This window comes from Motilibacter deserti, from assembly GCF_011250635.1.
GTDB classification, from domain to species: domain Bacteria; phylum Actinomycetota; class Actinomycetes; order Motilibacterales; family Motilibacteraceae; genus Motilibacter_A; species Motilibacter_A deserti.
This window is the reverse complement of sequence record NZ_JAANNP010000005.1, coordinates 70,428-86,026: the sequence shown is the minus strand read 5'-3', so window position 1 is coordinate 86,026 and position 15,599 is coordinate 70,428. Positions and strand designations below refer to the sequence as shown.

Annotated in this window: 13 protein-coding genes; 6 read left to right on the top strand and 7 right to left on the bottom strand. The window is 76.4% G+C overall.

Annotation, left to right across the window (positions count from 1 at the left end; translation table 11 throughout):
* Entirely contained in the window at positions 1-1,329 is a 1,329-nt protein-coding gene (locus tag G9H71_RS10970; RefSeq protein WP_166281682.1) for an aminotransferase class I/II-fold pyridoxal phosphate-dependent enzyme, read from the bottom strand.
* A gap of 80 nt (positions 1,330-1,409) precedes the next feature.
* On the opposite strand from G9H71_RS10970, the gene G9H71_RS10965 reads away from it, so the two are divergent.
* Both G9H71_RS10965 and G9H71_RS10960 read left to right on the top strand, forming a co-directional pair.
* Positions 1,410-2,015, top strand: a complete 606-nt coding sequence (locus G9H71_RS10965) for a pyridoxamine 5'-phosphate oxidase family protein (RefSeq protein ID WP_196791971.1) — start codon at positions 1,410-1,412, stop codon at positions 2,013-2,015.
* A gap of 50 nt (positions 2,016-2,065) precedes the next feature.
* Positions 2,066-4,699 (top strand): AAA family ATPase, encoded by a 2,634-nt coding sequence (locus G9H71_RS10960; RefSeq protein ID WP_166281678.1) that lies wholly within the window; start codon positions 2,066-2,068, stop codon positions 4,697-4,699.
* A gap of 38 nt (positions 4,700-4,737) precedes the next feature.
* On the opposite strand, the gene G9H71_RS10955 is transcribed toward G9H71_RS10960, so the two are convergent.
* The 4 genes from G9H71_RS10955 to G9H71_RS10940 form a co-directional block, all read right to left on the bottom strand.
* Positions 4,738-4,899, bottom strand: a complete 162-nt coding sequence (locus G9H71_RS10955; protein WP_166281676.1) for a hypothetical protein — start codon at positions 4,897-4,899, stop codon at positions 4,738-4,740.
* Positions 4,900-5,003: 104 nt separating this feature from the next.
* Entirely contained in the window at positions 5,004-5,168 is a 165-nt protein-coding gene (locus G9H71_RS10950; protein WP_166281674.1) for a hypothetical protein, read from the bottom strand.
* A gap of 45 nt (positions 5,169-5,213) precedes the next feature.
* Positions 5,214-5,738 (bottom strand): hypothetical protein, encoded by a 525-nt coding sequence (locus tag G9H71_RS10945; RefSeq protein WP_166281672.1) that lies wholly within the window; start codon positions 5,736-5,738, stop codon positions 5,214-5,216.
* Between the two features lie 210 nt (positions 5,739-5,948).
* A complete protein-coding gene (locus G9H71_RS10940) occupies positions 5,949-6,557 on the bottom strand; it encodes an RBBP9/YdeN family alpha/beta hydrolase (RefSeq protein WP_166281670.1) in 609 nt (202 codons plus the stop codon).
* Between the two features lie 189 nt (positions 6,558-6,746).
* On the opposite strand from G9H71_RS10940, the gene G9H71_RS10935 reads away from it, so the two are divergent.
* Positions 6,747-7,802, top strand: a complete 1,056-nt coding sequence (locus G9H71_RS10935) for an Rv2578c family radical SAM protein (RefSeq protein ID WP_331272905.1) — start codon at positions 6,747-6,749, stop codon at positions 7,800-7,802.
* A gap of 25 nt (positions 7,803-7,827) precedes the next feature.
* A complete protein-coding gene (locus G9H71_RS10930) occupies positions 7,828-8,592 on the top strand; it encodes an SDR family NAD(P)-dependent oxidoreductase (RefSeq protein WP_166281666.1) in 765 nt (254 codons plus the stop codon).
* Between the two features lie 10 nt (positions 8,593-8,602).
* Here the strand turns inward: G9H71_RS10930 and G9H71_RS10925 are convergent, their stop codons facing one another.
* Both G9H71_RS10925 and G9H71_RS10920 read right to left on the bottom strand, forming a co-directional pair.
* Entirely contained in the window at positions 8,603-9,202 is a 600-nt protein-coding gene (locus tag G9H71_RS10925) for an LURP-one-related/scramblase family protein (RefSeq protein WP_231134604.1), read from the bottom strand.
* 97 nt (positions 9,203-9,299) lie between these two features.
* Positions 9,300-10,775, bottom strand: a complete 1,476-nt coding sequence (locus tag G9H71_RS10920; RefSeq protein WP_166281664.1) for a glutamate--cysteine ligase — start codon at positions 10,773-10,775, stop codon at positions 9,300-9,302.
* A 95-nt stretch (positions 10,776-10,870) separates the two neighbouring features.
* On the opposite strand from G9H71_RS10920, the gene G9H71_RS10915 reads away from it, so the two are divergent.
* Both G9H71_RS10915 and G9H71_RS10910 read left to right on the top strand, forming a co-directional pair.
* Entirely contained in the window at positions 10,871-12,022 is a 1,152-nt protein-coding gene (locus tag G9H71_RS10915) for an exonuclease SbcCD subunit D (protein ID WP_166281662.1), read from the top strand.
* Position 12,023: 1 nt separating this feature from the next.
* Positions 12,024-15,593 carry an AAA family ATPase gene (locus G9H71_RS10910; protein WP_166281660.1) on the top strand — a complete coding sequence of 1,190 codons (3,570 nt, stop codon included), beginning with the start codon at positions 12,024-12,026 and terminating at the stop codon, positions 15,591-15,593.
* Positions 15,594-15,599 lie beyond the last annotated feature (6 nt).

The window sequence follows — 15,599 nt, the reverse complement described above, 5'->3', positions numbered from 1 at the left end:
TCAGACCCCGAGGTACGCCCGGGGGCGCAGCACCTCCGCCACCGCTGCCGCCACCCCGGGCGCGTCCTCGACGGCGAGCGCGGCCGATGTCAGCCGCACCCCCGGCGCCGCGGAGAGGCGGAAGCGGCTGCCGGGGGCGGCCGCGACCCCGCGGGCGAGCAGCCCGCTCACGACGGCCGCCTCGTCGGGCACCGGGACCCAGACGTTGAGCCCGGTGCGGCCAGCCGCACCCACGCCGCGTGCCGCCAGCTCGTCGAGCAGCGCCTGCCGGCGCGCGTCGTACACCGCCGTCGCGCTGCCGAAGCCGGGCGCACCCCAGGCCCGCGCGGTCGCCTCCTGCAGCAGGTGGCTGACCCAGCCGGGCCCCAGCCGCAACCGTCCGGTCACCCGCGCGACGGTCGTCGCATCGCCTGCCAGCACGGCGCACCGCAGGTCGGGCCCACTGGCCTTCGAGGCCGACCGCACGTGCGCCCAGGCATCCGTCGCGCCGGCCAGCGTCTGCAGCGCCGCGCCGGTGATGCCGGCCCCGTGGTCGTCCTCCACCACGAGCGCGCCCGGCGCCGCTGCGAGCACCTGGCGCAGCAGCTGCGCCCGCGCCGGGGAGATCGCGGCCCCGGTCGGGTTCTGCGCGCGGGCCGTCACCACCACGGCGCGCGCACCACGGCGCAGCGCAGCCGTCAGCCCCTCGGCGCGCGGCCCCTCGTCGTCGACGGCGACCGGGTCGGCCACGAGCCCGGTCGCCGCCAGCAGGTCGAGCAGGCTCGGCCAGCCCGGGTCCTCCACGGCCACCCGGTCGCCCGGCCGCAGGTGTGCCAGGAGCGTCCGCTCGATCGCGTCCAGCGCCCCCGACGTGCACGTGACGTGCTCGGCCGGCACGCCGGCGCCATCCAGCGCGGTTCGGGCCACCCGGGCCAGGTCGGCCTGGACCGGAGCGCCGGCCGCGTCGGAGTAGTTGCGTGCCGGCCGGGAGGCGGGCAGCTCGAGCGGCGGCAGCAGCGCGCCGTCCGGCTCCCCCCGCGACAGGTCGAGCACCCCGGGCGGGAGGTCGGGGCCGACCTGCCCACGGGGGGCGGTGGCGGGGCGGGCCAGCACCCGCGTACCTGACCGGCCGGCGGCCTCGAGCAGCCCGCGCTCGCGCCCGAGGCGATAGGCCGCCGAGACGGTGTTCGGGTTCACGCCGAGGTGTGCCGCGAGTGCCCTGATGGCGGGAAGCCGGCCTCCGGCAGGCAGCTGCCCACCCCGTACGCCGGCCTCGATGCTGTCGGCGATCGCCGCGGCAGTCCGCCCGGAGATGGCCGACGCCTCGGCAAACCCCTCGACAGCGCCCATGCCACGCTCCTATCGTCCTAGGTGTGACGACACAATGTACTAGCACAGGTCTCGCGGGCGCACGCAGCTCCGCGACGCGGTTGCGTGACCGGGTCACCCACGACGGCACGGCGCTCTACGGCTTCCTGGACAGCGAATACCTCGGGCACCTCGCGTGGGTGGCGCGCGGGGCCCCGCAGGCGCTGCCGATGCTGTACGCCCGGGACGGCGACCGCCTCCTCCTGCACGGGTCCACCGGCGGAGCGGCGGCTCTCGCCGCGCGCGGGACGGGCATCGCGGCGGGCTTCACCGTGACGACGGTCGACGGACTCGTGCTTGCGCGTTCAGCGATGCATCATTCGGTGAACTTCAGGTGTGCTGTCGTGCACGGCACACTGAGCCTGATGAAGGACGAGGCCTCCAAGCGGGCGGCGTTCGACGCGCTGCTCGAGGCGGTCTCGCCCGGCCGGTCGCGCGAGTGCCGCCCCGCCGACGCGAAGGAGCTCGCCGCCACCGCAGTCCTCGCGCTGGACATCGAGGAAGCCAGCCTGAAGCAGCGCGCCGGCGGCGTGGCGGACGACGAGGCCGACCTGACGCTGCCCTACTGGGCAGGGGTCGTGCCCCTGCGGACGACGCAGGGGCCGCCGGTGCCCGCGCCGGGCGTCCCGTCCGGGGCCGCCCTGCCGGCCGGGCTCGTCTTCGTCTGACGCTCCCCGCCGGTTGCGTGCCCCTCGCCTGATTGCCGAGACTGAGCGCCGTGCAGCAGAGCCCGCTCGTCGGCAGAGAGGCCGAGCTGAGCGCCGTGGCCGCAGCCCTGCGGCGCCGCCCGGCGGAGGCCGTCCTGCTCAGCGGCGACCCCGGCGTGGGCAAGACCCGGCTGGCCCAGGAGGCCTGCCGCTCGCTCGGCGACCGGGCGGAGCCGCTGCTCGCGGTCGGCAGCGAGGCGGCCCGCACCATCCCGCTGGGCGCCTTCGCCGGAGTGCTCACCGGCGACCTCGAGGGCGCCGGCGGCTCGCTAGATCTGTTGCGCGCGGCGCGCCAGCGGCTGGCCGAGCGAGGCCGCACGGCGCAGGCTGTCCTCGTCGTGGACGACGCCCACCTGCTGGACGACGCATCGGCCGCGCTGCTCCAGCAGGTCGTGGCCGACCGGGAGCTGCCGGTGGTCGCCACCGTCCGCTCCGGGGCGCCGGCGCCCGACGCCGTGTCGGCCCTGACGCGCTACGCCTGGGTGCACCGGCTGGACGTGTCCGTGCTCGCCGAGGCCGACGTCGGCCAGCTGGCTGCGGCCACGCTCGGCGGCCCCGTCGACGTCCGGGCCGCCCACGTCCTCGCGGAGCTGAGCCGGGGCAACGCGCTCTATCTGCACGAGCTGATCCGCAGCTCGACCGCGGCCGGCCTGCTCACGGAGGCGGGCGGAGTATGGCGCCTGTCGGGCCCGCCGCCGGCCCCCGCCGCCCTCGTCGAGCTGCTCGCCGCCCGCTTCGACCGACTGGACACGCGCGCCCAGTCGGCCGTCAACCTGCTCGCCGTCGGCGGCTCGCTCGGCCTCTCGTGGCTCGAGGCCGAGACCGGGGAGCAGGCGCTCGAGCAGCTCGAGGAGGCTGGGCTGGTCGAGCTGCACGTGGACGGCCGGCGGCACGAGGTCCGGCTGGCCCACCCGCTCTTCGGCGAGGTCGCGCGGGCCCGGCTGCCCGCCCTGCGCGCCCGGCGCGTACGCCGCGTCCTCGCGGACTCGCTCGCCGACGGCCGGCTCCGCCGCCGCGGAGACGCGCTCCGGCTGGCCCTCTGGCAGCTCGACGCGGGGCTTCCCGGCGAGGCGGCCGTGCTGGCGCGCGCCGCCGAGGAGGCGACGGTCGGCCTGGACTGGACGGTCACCGAGCGCGTCGCGGCGGCCGCGTGGGAGGCGGGCGCCGGCGTTCCCGCCGGGATCCGGCTCGCGGAGTCGATGTTCAAGCAGGGCCGGCGCGACGAGGCGCTGGAGCTGTTCGAGACGCTCCTCCCGCTGGCCGTCGACGACGAGCAGCGGGTGCGCGTCATCAACGGCCAGGCCTACCTGCTGTCCAACCAGCTGGGCCGCTACGCCGACGCCGTCGCGGCCGTCGAGCGAGCACTGCCGACGATCTCCGAGCCCAAGACCCGAGCCCTGCTGGTGCAGCGCCTCGCCTTCGAGCACGTCTTCGCGGGTCGTCCCGCGCTCGCCTCCCGCACGCTCGAGCCGCTCCTCGACGAGTCCTCCCCGGACTTCGCCCGCAGCTCCTACCCCGCTGCGCTCGCGCTGTGGATGCAGGGCCGCTTCGCCGAGGCCATCGCCGTGAGCGAGGCGGGTGAGCGGTCCCACCGCGTCAGCGGGGCGAGCCACATGCCCGCCGAGGTGCAGCTCGTGCCGCGGGTGCTCGCCCTGGCCGCCACCGGGCGGGCTGCAGAAGCCGTGGGCCACGCCCGCGAGCTCGTCCGGGTGACCGCCGCCACCAACGACGAGGAGCTCCAGGCCACCGGCTCCCTGGTGCTGATGTGGGCGCTGCTGGCGCAGGGCAGTCTCGGCGAGGGGCTCGCCGTGGCCCGGCAGGGAGCGGCCACCAACCGCAAGCTCCACGACCCCGCCGCGCTGCGCTGGTGCCTCGGTGGCATCGCGTTGGCCGCCGGCCAGCTCGGCCAGCCGGACGTCGCCGCCGACGCGGTCGCCGAGCTCGACGCTGCCGAGCGGGGCGAGTGGGTGCTGCTCGAGCTGGACCTCGTCGAGCGCGGGCGAGCGTGGGCCGCCGTCGCCGGTAGCGACCTCGCCGGTGGGCGCTCCGTCCTCGCCGCGGCAGCCGGCCGCGCGCGCGAGGCCGGGCTGCACGCCGCCGAGATCCTGCTGCTGACCGACCTCGCGCGGATCGGGGACGCCGGCGCAGCGGCACCACGCCTCGGCGAGCTCTCCCGCGCGCTGGGGTCCCCCCTCGTGACGGCGGAAGCAGACTTCGCCTCAGCCGCGGCCGCGGGCAAGGGGGCCGGTCTGCAGCGGTGCGCCGATCGGCTCGGCGCACTCGGCGCGTGCCTGCTCGCCCGCGAGGCCGCCACCCTGGCGGCGGCGGCCTACGCGCGCGCCCGCGACTCGCGGCGAGCGGGCGCGTGCCGGCGGCTCGCCGACACGTGGGCTGCGACCACCGCTGGTGCGGCCACACCGGCCCTCGCCGACACTCCCGCGATGACCGCCCTCACCGGACGCGAGCGCGAGATCGCCCTGCTCGCGGCGAAAGGCCTGCGCAGCGGTGACATCGCCGCGCAGCTCGTGCTGTCGCCGCGCACGGTCGAGAACCACCTCAACCGGGCGTACCAGAAGCTCGGCATCAGCACCCGGGCCGAGCTGCCGACAGCGCTCGGCGGAGCGGCCGAGGCGGGCCGCTCCTGACCGGCGTCCGTCAGGGCCGAGCGCGCGTCACGCCCTGCTCAGAGGTAGAGGCCCGGGCGCTGCGGCGCGACGGCCGGCGGCAGCTCCGGCAGCACGGCGAGCAGTTGAGCCGCCGCGTCCTGGCGAGAGTCCAGCACGCGTCGCAGCATGAGCACCTGAGCGGCGCCGGGGTTCGCGTCGACCGAGGAGATTCCGTCCATGCCTCCTCATCGGTCCGCTGGCCGGGCGGCTGACGCTTCCGCGCCGGTGTCCACCCGGTCGGAGCAGCGCCGCGGACACCGGAAGCACGAGTACGGAAGCACGCCTAGAGATAGAGCCCGGGCTTGGTCGGGGCGGTCGCCTCGGCGTCACTGGGAAGCGCCGCCAGCAGCTGAGTCGCCTTCGTCTGCAGCGCGCTGAGGGCACGCCGGAGCTCGAGCACCTCGGCAGCGCCCGAGCCGGCAGCGTTGATGGAGGAGGTCTGGTCCATGCCGCCGCCATCGACAGCGCGCACGCGAATCTGAGGAGTCAGGCCTCACCGGGTCCAGACAACACCCGAACGGCCCAGGTTCAGGTCGCGCGTCCCGCCGACCCCGGGGGTGGTCCGCTTGACGACGACGTCGAGCCAGACGTCGTACGGGGCCTTCCGGTCGAGGCCGCGGATCGTCACCTTCATCGTGGCGTAGCAGCTGCTCGGCGGCTTCACCGTCGTCCACCTGACTGCGGGCTGGGCGCCGGTCCGCAGCCGCTTGGGCACCGCGGCGACGCGGTACGCCGTCACGTCGGGGTCCCTCATGTGCTTCCACGTGACGACCAGTGCGCCGGCTGCGGGCGTGACACCGGGCGAGCCCTGGGCCTGGTAGCCGTGCTGGCGCGGGTCGCACGCCGGCGCGGGGGTCGTCGTGCCCGGCTGGCCCGTGCCGTGGTTCCAGCCGATCGGCGGCAGCGTGATGCGTACGTCGGCCTGCGCGGGGGTGCCGACGACCGCGGCGAGCGCGGCCACCGCGCCGGCGAGGCTCAGCCCCACCGCGAGCAGCGGACGGGCGGGCGACGTACGCATGTGGTGCTCCCCTCCTGCTCGTCGTGAGCGGCTCGTGCATGGCGACGCCGGCCCCGGCGCCTCGAGGGCAAGGCCGGGACCGGCGTACTCACATCAACCGCGCAGACCCACCGCCGGCGCGGCGCCGGAGCCGCTGCGCGTCCGCTCCGGGCCCTTCCGGCCGCTTGGCTTCTTCATCGGCAGCCGAGCCGCCTGGTTGAGCCGGACTCGTCAGCCGGGCGGCATCGCCCCGGCCCGCGCCTCGACGCGAACCCCCGGCTCGAGGCACCACCGCAGCACCGAGGGCCAGGGCCCGTAGCCCTCGTCCATGCTCAGGTGGCCCTGGCCCGGCAGCAGGTCGAGCTCGAGCTCGAGCGCGCGGGCGTACTCGCCGGCCGCGCCGGCCGGGCAGTAGGGGTCGTCGTCGGCCGCCACCAGCCGGGCCTCGCTCAGGGCCGAGGCGCGGACATCGGCCGCAGAGGCGGCGGGGCCGGCGAACGCCGCCACCTCGATGTGCCGGCGCAGGACCTCGCCCGACGGGGGCGCGACGAGCAGCAGCCGGTCCACCGGCGGCACGGGCGACGGCCGGGCGGCCGCGTGCAGCCAGAGCAGGCAGGCGAGGCTGTGGCAGACGACGGTGCGGCCTTGCGCGGGCAGCGTGTCGAGGGCGGCGAGCAGGTGCTCGGTCCAGACGTCGAGCCGTGGCTCATCGGGATCCGGCAGCTGCGGGTACGCGACGCGCTCTCCACCTGCCTCGAGCTGCTCGGCCAGCCACCGCTGCCAGTGCCCCGGCGGGCGGGTGTTCTGCCACCCGTGCAGGATCAGGAAGCTCCGGGTCATCGCTCGCCCGTCACCGCCGCCGACCGTCGCTGCGGGCGGGCGGCGGGGCCGACCCGGGCTCCCCGGCCGGCTCGCGGACCGGCCCTCGCTCGCGCTGCCTCACCCGCCAACCCTGGCGCACCCCCTGCTCGCACAGCAACCGACCCGCCGCCCCAGCGCCCTCAGTCGAACATGTGTTCTACTGATGCGGTGCGATGGGACAACCTGCGCCTCGACGCGGACGAAGAGGGGGCCGGGCTCGCCGACGGCGCGCTCCCGCTTCTCCCCCGTGGCGCCGTCACCCGCACGTTCGACACCCCGGCGTTCCGCGGGATGACCTTCTTCGAGGTGCAGGCCCGCTCGGCGCTCAACCGGGTGCCGGCCGCGTCGCAGGTGCCGTTCTCGTGGACGGTCAACCCCTACCGCGGCTGCTCGCACGCCTGCCGCTACTGCTTCGCCCGGAAGACCCACGAATACCTCGACCTGGACTCCGGCGCCGACTTCGACGCCAAGGTCCTCGTCAAGGTCAACGTGGCCCAGGTGCTGCGCCGCGAGCTCGCGGGGCGGCGGTGGAAGGGCGAGCACGTCGCGCTCGGCACCAACACCGACCCCTACCAGCGCGTCGAGGGCCGCTACCGCCTGATGCGCGGCGTCATCTCCGCCCTGCGGGACGCGAACAACCCCTTCTCGATCCTCACCAAGGGCGTGCTCATCGCCCGCGACCTCGACCTGCTCACCGACGCCGCAGACCGCACGGACGTCTCGACCGCGCTCTCGGTCGGGTTCGTCGACGAGACGGTCTGGCGCGGGGTCGAGCCCGGGACGCCCGCGCCGATGCGCCGGCTCGAGACCGTCGCGGCCCTCAACGAGGCGGGCATCCGGTGCGGCGTGCTGATGGCGCCGATCCTGCCCGGGCTCACCGACTCCCCCGCCCAGCTCGAGGAGACGGTCGCCGCCGCCGCGGCGGCGGGGGCGGCGTACCTCACCCCGATCGTGCTCCATCTGCGGCCCGGCGCGCGCGAGTGGTGGATGGCCTGGCTCGAGCGCGAGCACCCCGAGCTCGTCGCCCGCTACCAGGCGCTCTACGCCGCCGGGTCATACGCGCCGAAGGGCTACCAGGAGCTCATCGCGCGGCAGGTCCGCGAGCTGGCCGACAAGCACGGCATCGGACGGCGGGCCACCACGCGCTGGCGCACCGGCCACGAGCGGGCACGGCTGTCCCGGCCGCAGCCGGCCGTCGAGCCCGCCCAGCTGACGCTGCTCTGACCTGCGGGCCGTACGGTTCTGCCCCGTGACCACATCTGCGGCGACGCGCGGCACGGCAGTCATCACCGGTGCGAGCAGCGGCATCGGCGCCGCGACGGCCCGGGCGCTCGGGGCCGCCGGCTTCCCGCTCCTGCTCGGGGCGCGGCGCGCCGACCGGCTCGCCGAGGTGGCGGCCGGGATTCCCGGCGTGGACGTTCGGACGCGCCGCGTCGACGTCACCGACTCGGCCTCCGTCGAGGAGTTCGCCGCCGGGGTCACGTCCTGCGAGGTCCTGGTGTGCAACGCAGGTGGTGCGCTCGGTCTCGACCCCGTGGAGAAGTGGGACGAGGAGAAGTGGCGGTGGATGTACGAAGCCAACGTCCTGAGCCTGCCGCGCACCATCAACGCGTTCCTGCCGGCGCTGCGCGCCTCCGGCGACGGGCGCATCGTCGTCATCACGAGCGTCGCGGGCCACCAGACCTACGTCGGCGGAGGCGGCTACACCGGCGCCAAGCACGCGGCCGCCGCCGTCGTCGACACCGTGCGGCTCGAGCTCCTGGGCGAGCCGGTCCGCGTCATCGAGATCGCTCCCGGGCTGGTCAACACCGAGTTCTCCACCGTGCGGTTCTCCGGCGACGTCGACCGCGCCGACGCGGTCTACGACGGCATGACGCCGCTCACTGGTGAGGACGTCGCCGACGTCGTCACGTGGGCCGTGACTCGGCCGGCGCACGTGTCGGTGGCGCGTCTCGACCTGTTCCCCCGGGACCAGGCGACGGCGCGCGACGTGCACCGGCGCCCGGCCGACTAGCCCCCTCGGGTCAGCGCGACTGCAGCGCGTCCAAGGCCACGCACATCGCCGCAGCGACCCGGCCGTCCACCCGCGCGCCGGGGACGGTGACCTCGTAGCGGTCCCGCAACGAGCGCATCCGCTGCGAGCTCAGCACCACGTCGCCGGCAGCGTCCCGGAAGTCGAAGTGGAAGCGGAACGGCGACGGCAGGCTCTCCACGACGGGGAGCAGCTCCCACGCCCGGCGCCCGATCGCCACGGCGGCGCTCCGCTCGGTCCCGGTCGCGGCGACGCCCGCGGCCTCCAGGTGCCAGGTCGAGCGCAGCAACGACTTGCCGAAGTCCTTGCGGAACAGCCCGATCGGGGTGCCCGCTGCGTCGCGCACGTCGTACGTCGCGCCGAGGTCCATCCGCGAGCGCGCCTTGAACGAGAACACCGGCACCCGGCGTGCCTCGTCCGCGAAGAAGGTGACCTCCTCCTTGAACGCCAGGCGCTTCTGCTCGGCCAGCGCCAGCAGCGCGCCCGGGGTGCCGTCGGACCCCGCGGCACGGACCTCGTACCGGTTCACCATCAGCGTCACCCGCTGCAGGATCAGGAACCGCTCGATCCCCGACAGCCCCGTCTCGCGCACCGGCTCCCCCTCGACGTCGCAGGCACCTGCCCGGTGCCCGGCCCATCCTCGCGCACACCTCCTGCCGGCGCCGGGCCGCCCGTCGGTGGCGGAGCGCTCAGCCCACCGGCCACTGGTGCACGGGGAGGTTCGAGTGCATCAGCTCGACGTAGCGCTGGGTCAACAGCCGAAGCGCAGTGCCCCTGTCGCAGCCGGAGCGCTCGAGGTGCGCGCACTGCTGCACCTGCCACGTCGCGCCGTTGCGGCGGGCGATGCAACGCCCCTCGATGACGCCCAGGAGCCGGTCGCGTACGTCGGCGTCGACCCCGGCGCTCTCCAGCCCCTCGTGGGCCAGCGGGAGCAGGTGGCGCAGGACGAGGTCGGGCGCGGCGATGCGCCCCGCCTCGGGCCAGGTGAAGGACGCGCCCATGCCGTGGCGCGCCGCCGCGAGGAAGTTCTCCTCGGCGACGCGGAACGGCATCCGCGTCCACAGCGGGCGGTGCGCCTCGACGAGCGAGCGCAGGCACCCGTAGTAGAACGCGCCGTTCGCGAGCACATCGACGACCGTCGGCCCCGCGGGCAGCACGCGGTTCTCGATGCGCAGGTGGGCGACACCGCCGACGGTGTCGTAGATCGGCCGGTTCCACCGGTAGACCGTGCCGTTGTGCAGGGCCAGCTCCGAGAGCTTCGGCGCCCGTCCCTCCTCCGCGACGGCGACGGGGTCCTCCTCGTCGCACAGGGGCAGCAGCGCCGGGAAGTAGCGCAGGTTCTCCTCGAACAGGTCCAGCGCCGACGTGATCCACCGCTCGCCGAACCACACCCGCGGGCGTACGCCCTGGGCCTTGAGCTCCTCGCTGCGCATGTCCGTCGCCTGCGTGAAGAGCGGGATGCGCGTCTCACGCCAGAGCTCGCGGCCCAGCAGGTAGGGCGAGTTGGCCCCCATGGCGAGCTGGACCCCCGCGAGGACCTGCGCCGCGTTCCAGTGCGCCGCGAAGCGCTCCGGCCGCACCTGCTGGTGGAGCTGGACGCTCGTGCACGCGGCCTCCGGGGCGATCGTCGCCGCGAGCGTCGACAGCACCTCCGGGCCGGAGATCTCCAGCGGGATGTCCTCGCCTCGAGCGGCGAGGATCTGCTCGTCGAGCAGCCCGTAGCGCGGGTCCTCCGACAGCGCTCCGCGGCCGAGGTCCTCCTCGCGCAACGTCGGCAGGATCCCGACCATGACGATGCCCGCGCCGGCCTCGCGGGCGCGCGCCTCGGCCGCGTCCAGCGCCCCGCGCAGCTCGCGCTCGAGGCCGGCGAGCTTGTCGCCGTCGAGCCGGCGCGGCTCGACGTTGACCTCGATGTTGAACCTGCCGAGCTCGGTCTGGAAGGCCGGGTCGGCGATCCGGTCCAGGACCTCGGTGTTGCGCAGCGCCGGCAGCCCCTGCCCGTTGACGAGGTTGAGCTCCACCTCGAGCCCGGTCATCGGGCGCTCGCGGTCGAACCGGTCCTCGGCCAGCATGAGGCCGAGGACGTCGAGGCAGCGATGGGCCTTCTGCCGGTAGCGGCGGCGGTCCTCGCGGGTGAACTCCTGCCGCTCGACACGTTTGCCCATGACCCCCCGATCCCCGTGCGGCAGATGAGGCAATCCCCCACCGGCTGCCGCGCGCCTCCCGGGTCTTGTCAGTGGGGCCTCCTACGGTGCGGGGCGTGCGAGTGCTCCACACCTCCGACTGGCATCTGGGCCGCTCCTTCCACCGCGAGGGGATGCTCGGGCCGCAGGCCGCATTCGTCGACTTCCTGGTCGACCTGGCCGGGTCCGAGCGGGTGGACGTGGTGCTCGTCGCCGGCGACGTCTACGACCGCGCGCTGCCGTCGGTGGACGCCGTGCAGCTCTTCGACGAGGCGCTCGCCCGGCTGGCCGCGACCGGCGCCCGCGTGCTGCTGCTGAGCGGCAACCACGACTCCGCCTCCCGGCTCGGCTTCGGCTCCCGGCTGCTGGACCTCGCCGGTGTGCACCTGCGCACGGACCCGGGGCGCATCGACGAGCCGGTGCTGGTCGAGGACGCCCATGGGCCGGTCGCGTTCTACCCGCTGCCCTACCTCGAGCCCGACGCCGTCGCGGCTCGGCTCGGCTGCGCGACGCGCAGCCACGCGAGCGTGCTCGGGGAGGCCATGCGCCGCGTACGGGCCGATCTCGCCCGTCGCGGGGCCGGCACCCGGTCCGTGGTGGCCGCGCACGCCTTCGTCGCCGGCGGGGTGCCGTCCGAGAGCGAGCGGGACATCACCGTCGGCGGGGTGAGCGTCGTGCCGGTCGAGACGTTCGCCGGCGTCGACTACGCCGCGCTCGGCCACCTGCACGGGGCGCAGACGGTCTCGCCGTGGGCGCGCTACAGCGGCTCCCCGCTCGCCTACTCCTTCTCCGAGGCGGGCCACGTCAAGTCCGTGGCCCTCGTCGACCTCGGCCCCGGCGGGCTCAGCGGGGTGCAGCTCGTGCCCTGCCCCGTGCCGCGGCCGCTCGCCCGCCTGCGCGGCAGCCTCGACGCGCTGCTCACCGACCCGGTGCTGGCCCGGCACGAGCAGTCCTACCTGCAGGTGACGCTGACCGACGCCGCCCGGCCGCGGGAGCCGATGGAGCGGTTGCGCGCGCGCTTCCCCCACGTGCTCGTGCTGGGCCACGAGCCGGAGCGCAGCGTCCGGGCCACGGTCACGTCCTACTCCGAGCGCGTGCGCGGGCTGGACGACCTGGCCCTCGTCGGCGGCTTCGTGGAGCACGTACGCGGCGCTGCCGCGACCGCGGACGAGGCCGCCCTGCTGCAGCGGGCGCTCGAGGCGGCCCGCCGCGCGGAGGCGGAGGCCTGACGTGCGGCTGCACTCGCTCACCGCCACCGCGTTCGGCCCCTTCGCCGGCTCCGAGTCCGTCGACTTCGACGCACTGGGCGTCTCCGGCCTGTTCCTGCTCAGCGGTCCTACCGGCGCCGGCAAGACCAGCCTGCTCGACGCGGTCGTCTACGCGCTCTACGGCGTCGTCCCCGGCGCGCGTCAGGGCGCGGCCCGCTTGCGCAGCGACCACGCCTCGGCCGATCTGCCGACCGAGGTGGTCCTGGAGCTCACCGTGCGCGGGCGGCGGCTGCGGGTCGCGCGCCGCCCGGCGTGGGACAGGGCCAAGCGGCGCGGCGAGGGCGTGACGCGCCAGCCGGCGAAGGTGCTGCTCGAGGAGGTCACCTCCGGCGAGCCGGTCGTGCTCTCGACCCGGCTCGACGAGGCCGGCCACCTGCTGCGCGACCTGATGGGCATGAGCGCCGAGCAGTTCTGCCAGGTCGTCCTGCTCCCGCAGGGCGACTTCGCGCGGTTCCTGCGCGCGGACGCGGAGGCGCGGCGGGCGATCCTCGAGGCGCTCTTCTCCACCGACCGGTTCAGCGCGGTGGAGGCCTGGCTCGCCGAGCGGCGCCGCACGACCCGCGACGCGGTCCAGTCCGCCGCGCTGGAGCTGTCACTGCTGTCCGCGCGGGCGGCCCAGGCGGCGGGCGGGCTCGTCGACGTCCTGGGCGCGCAGGGCGGGCCGTCCGCGGCAGAGGGTGGCGGCGCGTCCCCGGGCGCTCCGCTCGACGCGTACGGCGCGGACGGCGCGGACGGCGCGGACGGCGCGGACGGCGCACCAAGCGGCTCAACCGCCGACGGCGGTGGGCCGGTCGCCGAGGGCGGCAGCAGGGCGGTAGGGGCTTTCGGCGGCACCGGCCCGGGAGACGACGACAGCACCGCCCTCGAGCGCGTCCGTGAGCTCGCCGGCGCCGCGCTCGCGCACGCGGACGAGGCCACCGCGGCAGCGGCCACTGCGGCCGAGGCAGCCCGGGCGGCCCGCGCCGGCGCCGCCGCCGCCCAGGACCAGGCCCGGCGGAGGCGGGACGCGGTCGAGCTGGCGGCGCGCGCCACCCGGGTCGAGGCGGCACGGGGTGAGCGGGAGCGGGCGGCGGAGCAGCTCGCGGCCGCTCGGCGCGCCGCCGGGGTGCTGCCCTACCTCGAGGCCGCCACCGCGTCCGCAGCCGCAGCGCGCGCGGCTGCCCGGGCCGAGCGCGTCGCGCGGAAGGCGCTCCCACCCGACCTGCAGGCCGCCGGGCTCGACGAGCTGCGCGCAGCCTCCGCGGCGGCTGCGGGCGAGTGCGGGGCGCTCGCCCTGCTCGAGCGCGACGAGGCCACCGAGCGTGACCTGCGCCGCCGGTCCGCCGCCGCCGCCGCGGCTGCCGCGGGCGTTCGCCAGCGCCGCGAGGAGGTCGCGGGCGAGCTGACCGCGCTTCCAGCGCGCCTGCGTGACGCAACCGAGCGGCGCGACGCCGCCCGGTCGGCGGTCCTCGAGCGCGAGCGCGCGGATGCTGCGGTGGCAGACCTCGGCACGCGCGTGGCCGCGGCGAGCCGCGCCGCTGCGCTGAGGTCGGACGTCGTCACGACGGCCGATGCCGAGCGCGCCGCGACCGACCGCGCGCTGCGCGCCCGGGAGGCGTGGCTCGACGCCCGTCAGCGCCGGCTCGACGGGATGGCCGCCGAGCTCGCCGCCGGCCTGGCGCCCGACAACCCTTGCCCCGTCTGCGGTAGCACCAGCCACCCCGAGCCCGCCCGGGCCGCATCTGACGCTCCGGCCGAGGAAGAGGAAGCCGCGCACCGGCGTTCCGACGCCGCCGAGGGCGAGCGGCGACGGCGCGAGCAGGCCTCGTCGGCGCTCCGGGTCGAGCTGGCCGCTGCCGAAGCCGCCGCAGGTGGCGCCGCGCTCGAGCAGCTGCAGCAGGAGCTCACGACCGCCCGGGCCACGGCCGCTGCCGTCGCCCGCGCCGCCGGGCAGCTGTCCCGACACGAGCAGGCGCTGGCCGAGCTGGAGAGGTCGCAGTCCGCCCTCGTCGAGGAGGACCAGGCGCTGGCCGAGCGCGGCGCCGAGCTGGCCGCCGCGGCGGCCACCGCGTCCGAGCAGGCGCGCGAGCTGCGCCAGCGGCTGGACGCCGCGCGGGGCGAGGATGACAGCGTGCGCGCCCGGCGCGCCCGCCTCGAGGCGCTGTGCGCAGCCGTCGACCAGGCCGCCGAGACGGCGGCCGACGCCGCTCGATGCGCGGCGGACGTCGCGCAGGTCGAGCGGCAGGCGGTCGAGGCAGCCCAGGCGCAGGGGTTTGCGACCGTGACCGACGCACACGGCGCTGCCCTGCCCGCGCCCGCGCTCGCGCGACTGGAGGAGCAGGTCGCGGCCCACGACCGCGAGGCCGCCGCCGTTGCAGACCGGCTCGCCGAGCCCGCCTACGCCGACGGCGCCTTGCAGCAGCTGCTCGCCGAGCCCGCCCCGGACGAGGCCGCGGCCCTCGAGCTCGCCGACCGGGCCGAGGCGATCGCCGGAGCGGCGCTGGCGGCCGCGTCGCGGGCGAGCGAGCGCGCGGTCGAGCTCGAGCAGATCAGCGTGGAGGTCGAGCAGGCCGTCGAGCGGATCACGCCGCTGCGCGCGGCCGCCGAGGTCGCTCACCGGCTCTCGACCCTGTGCGAGGGCACCAGTGCGGACAACACGCTGCGCATGCGGCTGTCCGCCTACGTCCTCGCGGCGCGGCTCGAGCAGGTGGCCGAGGCGGCGACCGAGCGCCTCTGCCGGATGTCGGGCGGGCGCTACAGCCTCGTCCACACCGACGCGGCCGGCGGCCGGGGCCGAGCGGGGCTCGGCCTCGCCGTCCTGGACGCGTGGACCGGTGCCGAGCGGGACCCGGCGACCCTGTCCGGCGGCGAGGCGTTCATGGCCTCGCTCGCGCTCGCGCTGGGGCTGTCCGACGTCGTCACGAGCGAGGCGGGCGGCGTGCTCATGGAGACGCTGTTCGTCGACGAGGGGTTCGGCGCCCTGGACGAGGAGACGCTCGACGAGGTGCTGGACGTGCTCGACGGTCTGCGCGAGGGCGGCCGCGTCGTCGGCCTGGTCAGCCACGTGTCCGAGCTGCGCGCCCGCATCCCCGCTCAGCTGCTCGTGGCGAAGGGGCGCAGCGGGTCCACCGTGGGGCTCTCGGCGGCGGCCGCCGCCGCCGCCGGCCTGGGCAGCGCCGCGCCGGCCGCGACGAGCCCGCGTCGGGCGCTGCTGCACCGCGTGCCCGCCGCCGCAGCCGGAGCCGGAGGGCCGCTGCCCGGGCCGCGGGCGTCCGACCGGGCCGCGACGCCGGCGCGGGCGGGATGGGATGCGGTCGCCCAGGTGCCCCAACCGGCTGCGGAGTCGGTCGAGGCGTCGTTGCCGGCCCGGGAGGCGGTTCCCCCAGCCCCGGAGCCGGTCCCCGCGACCTCGGGTGAGGCGCGCCGCCCCACCAAGGGGCGCCGGCGCGCGTCGGCTGCGGACACGCTGGGGCAAGGCACGCTCTTCGGCGACGAGCCGGGCCCGACCGGCCACGACGGGGCCGGGGGCGGTGCCGGAAGCGACGCTGCCTAGCGTTGG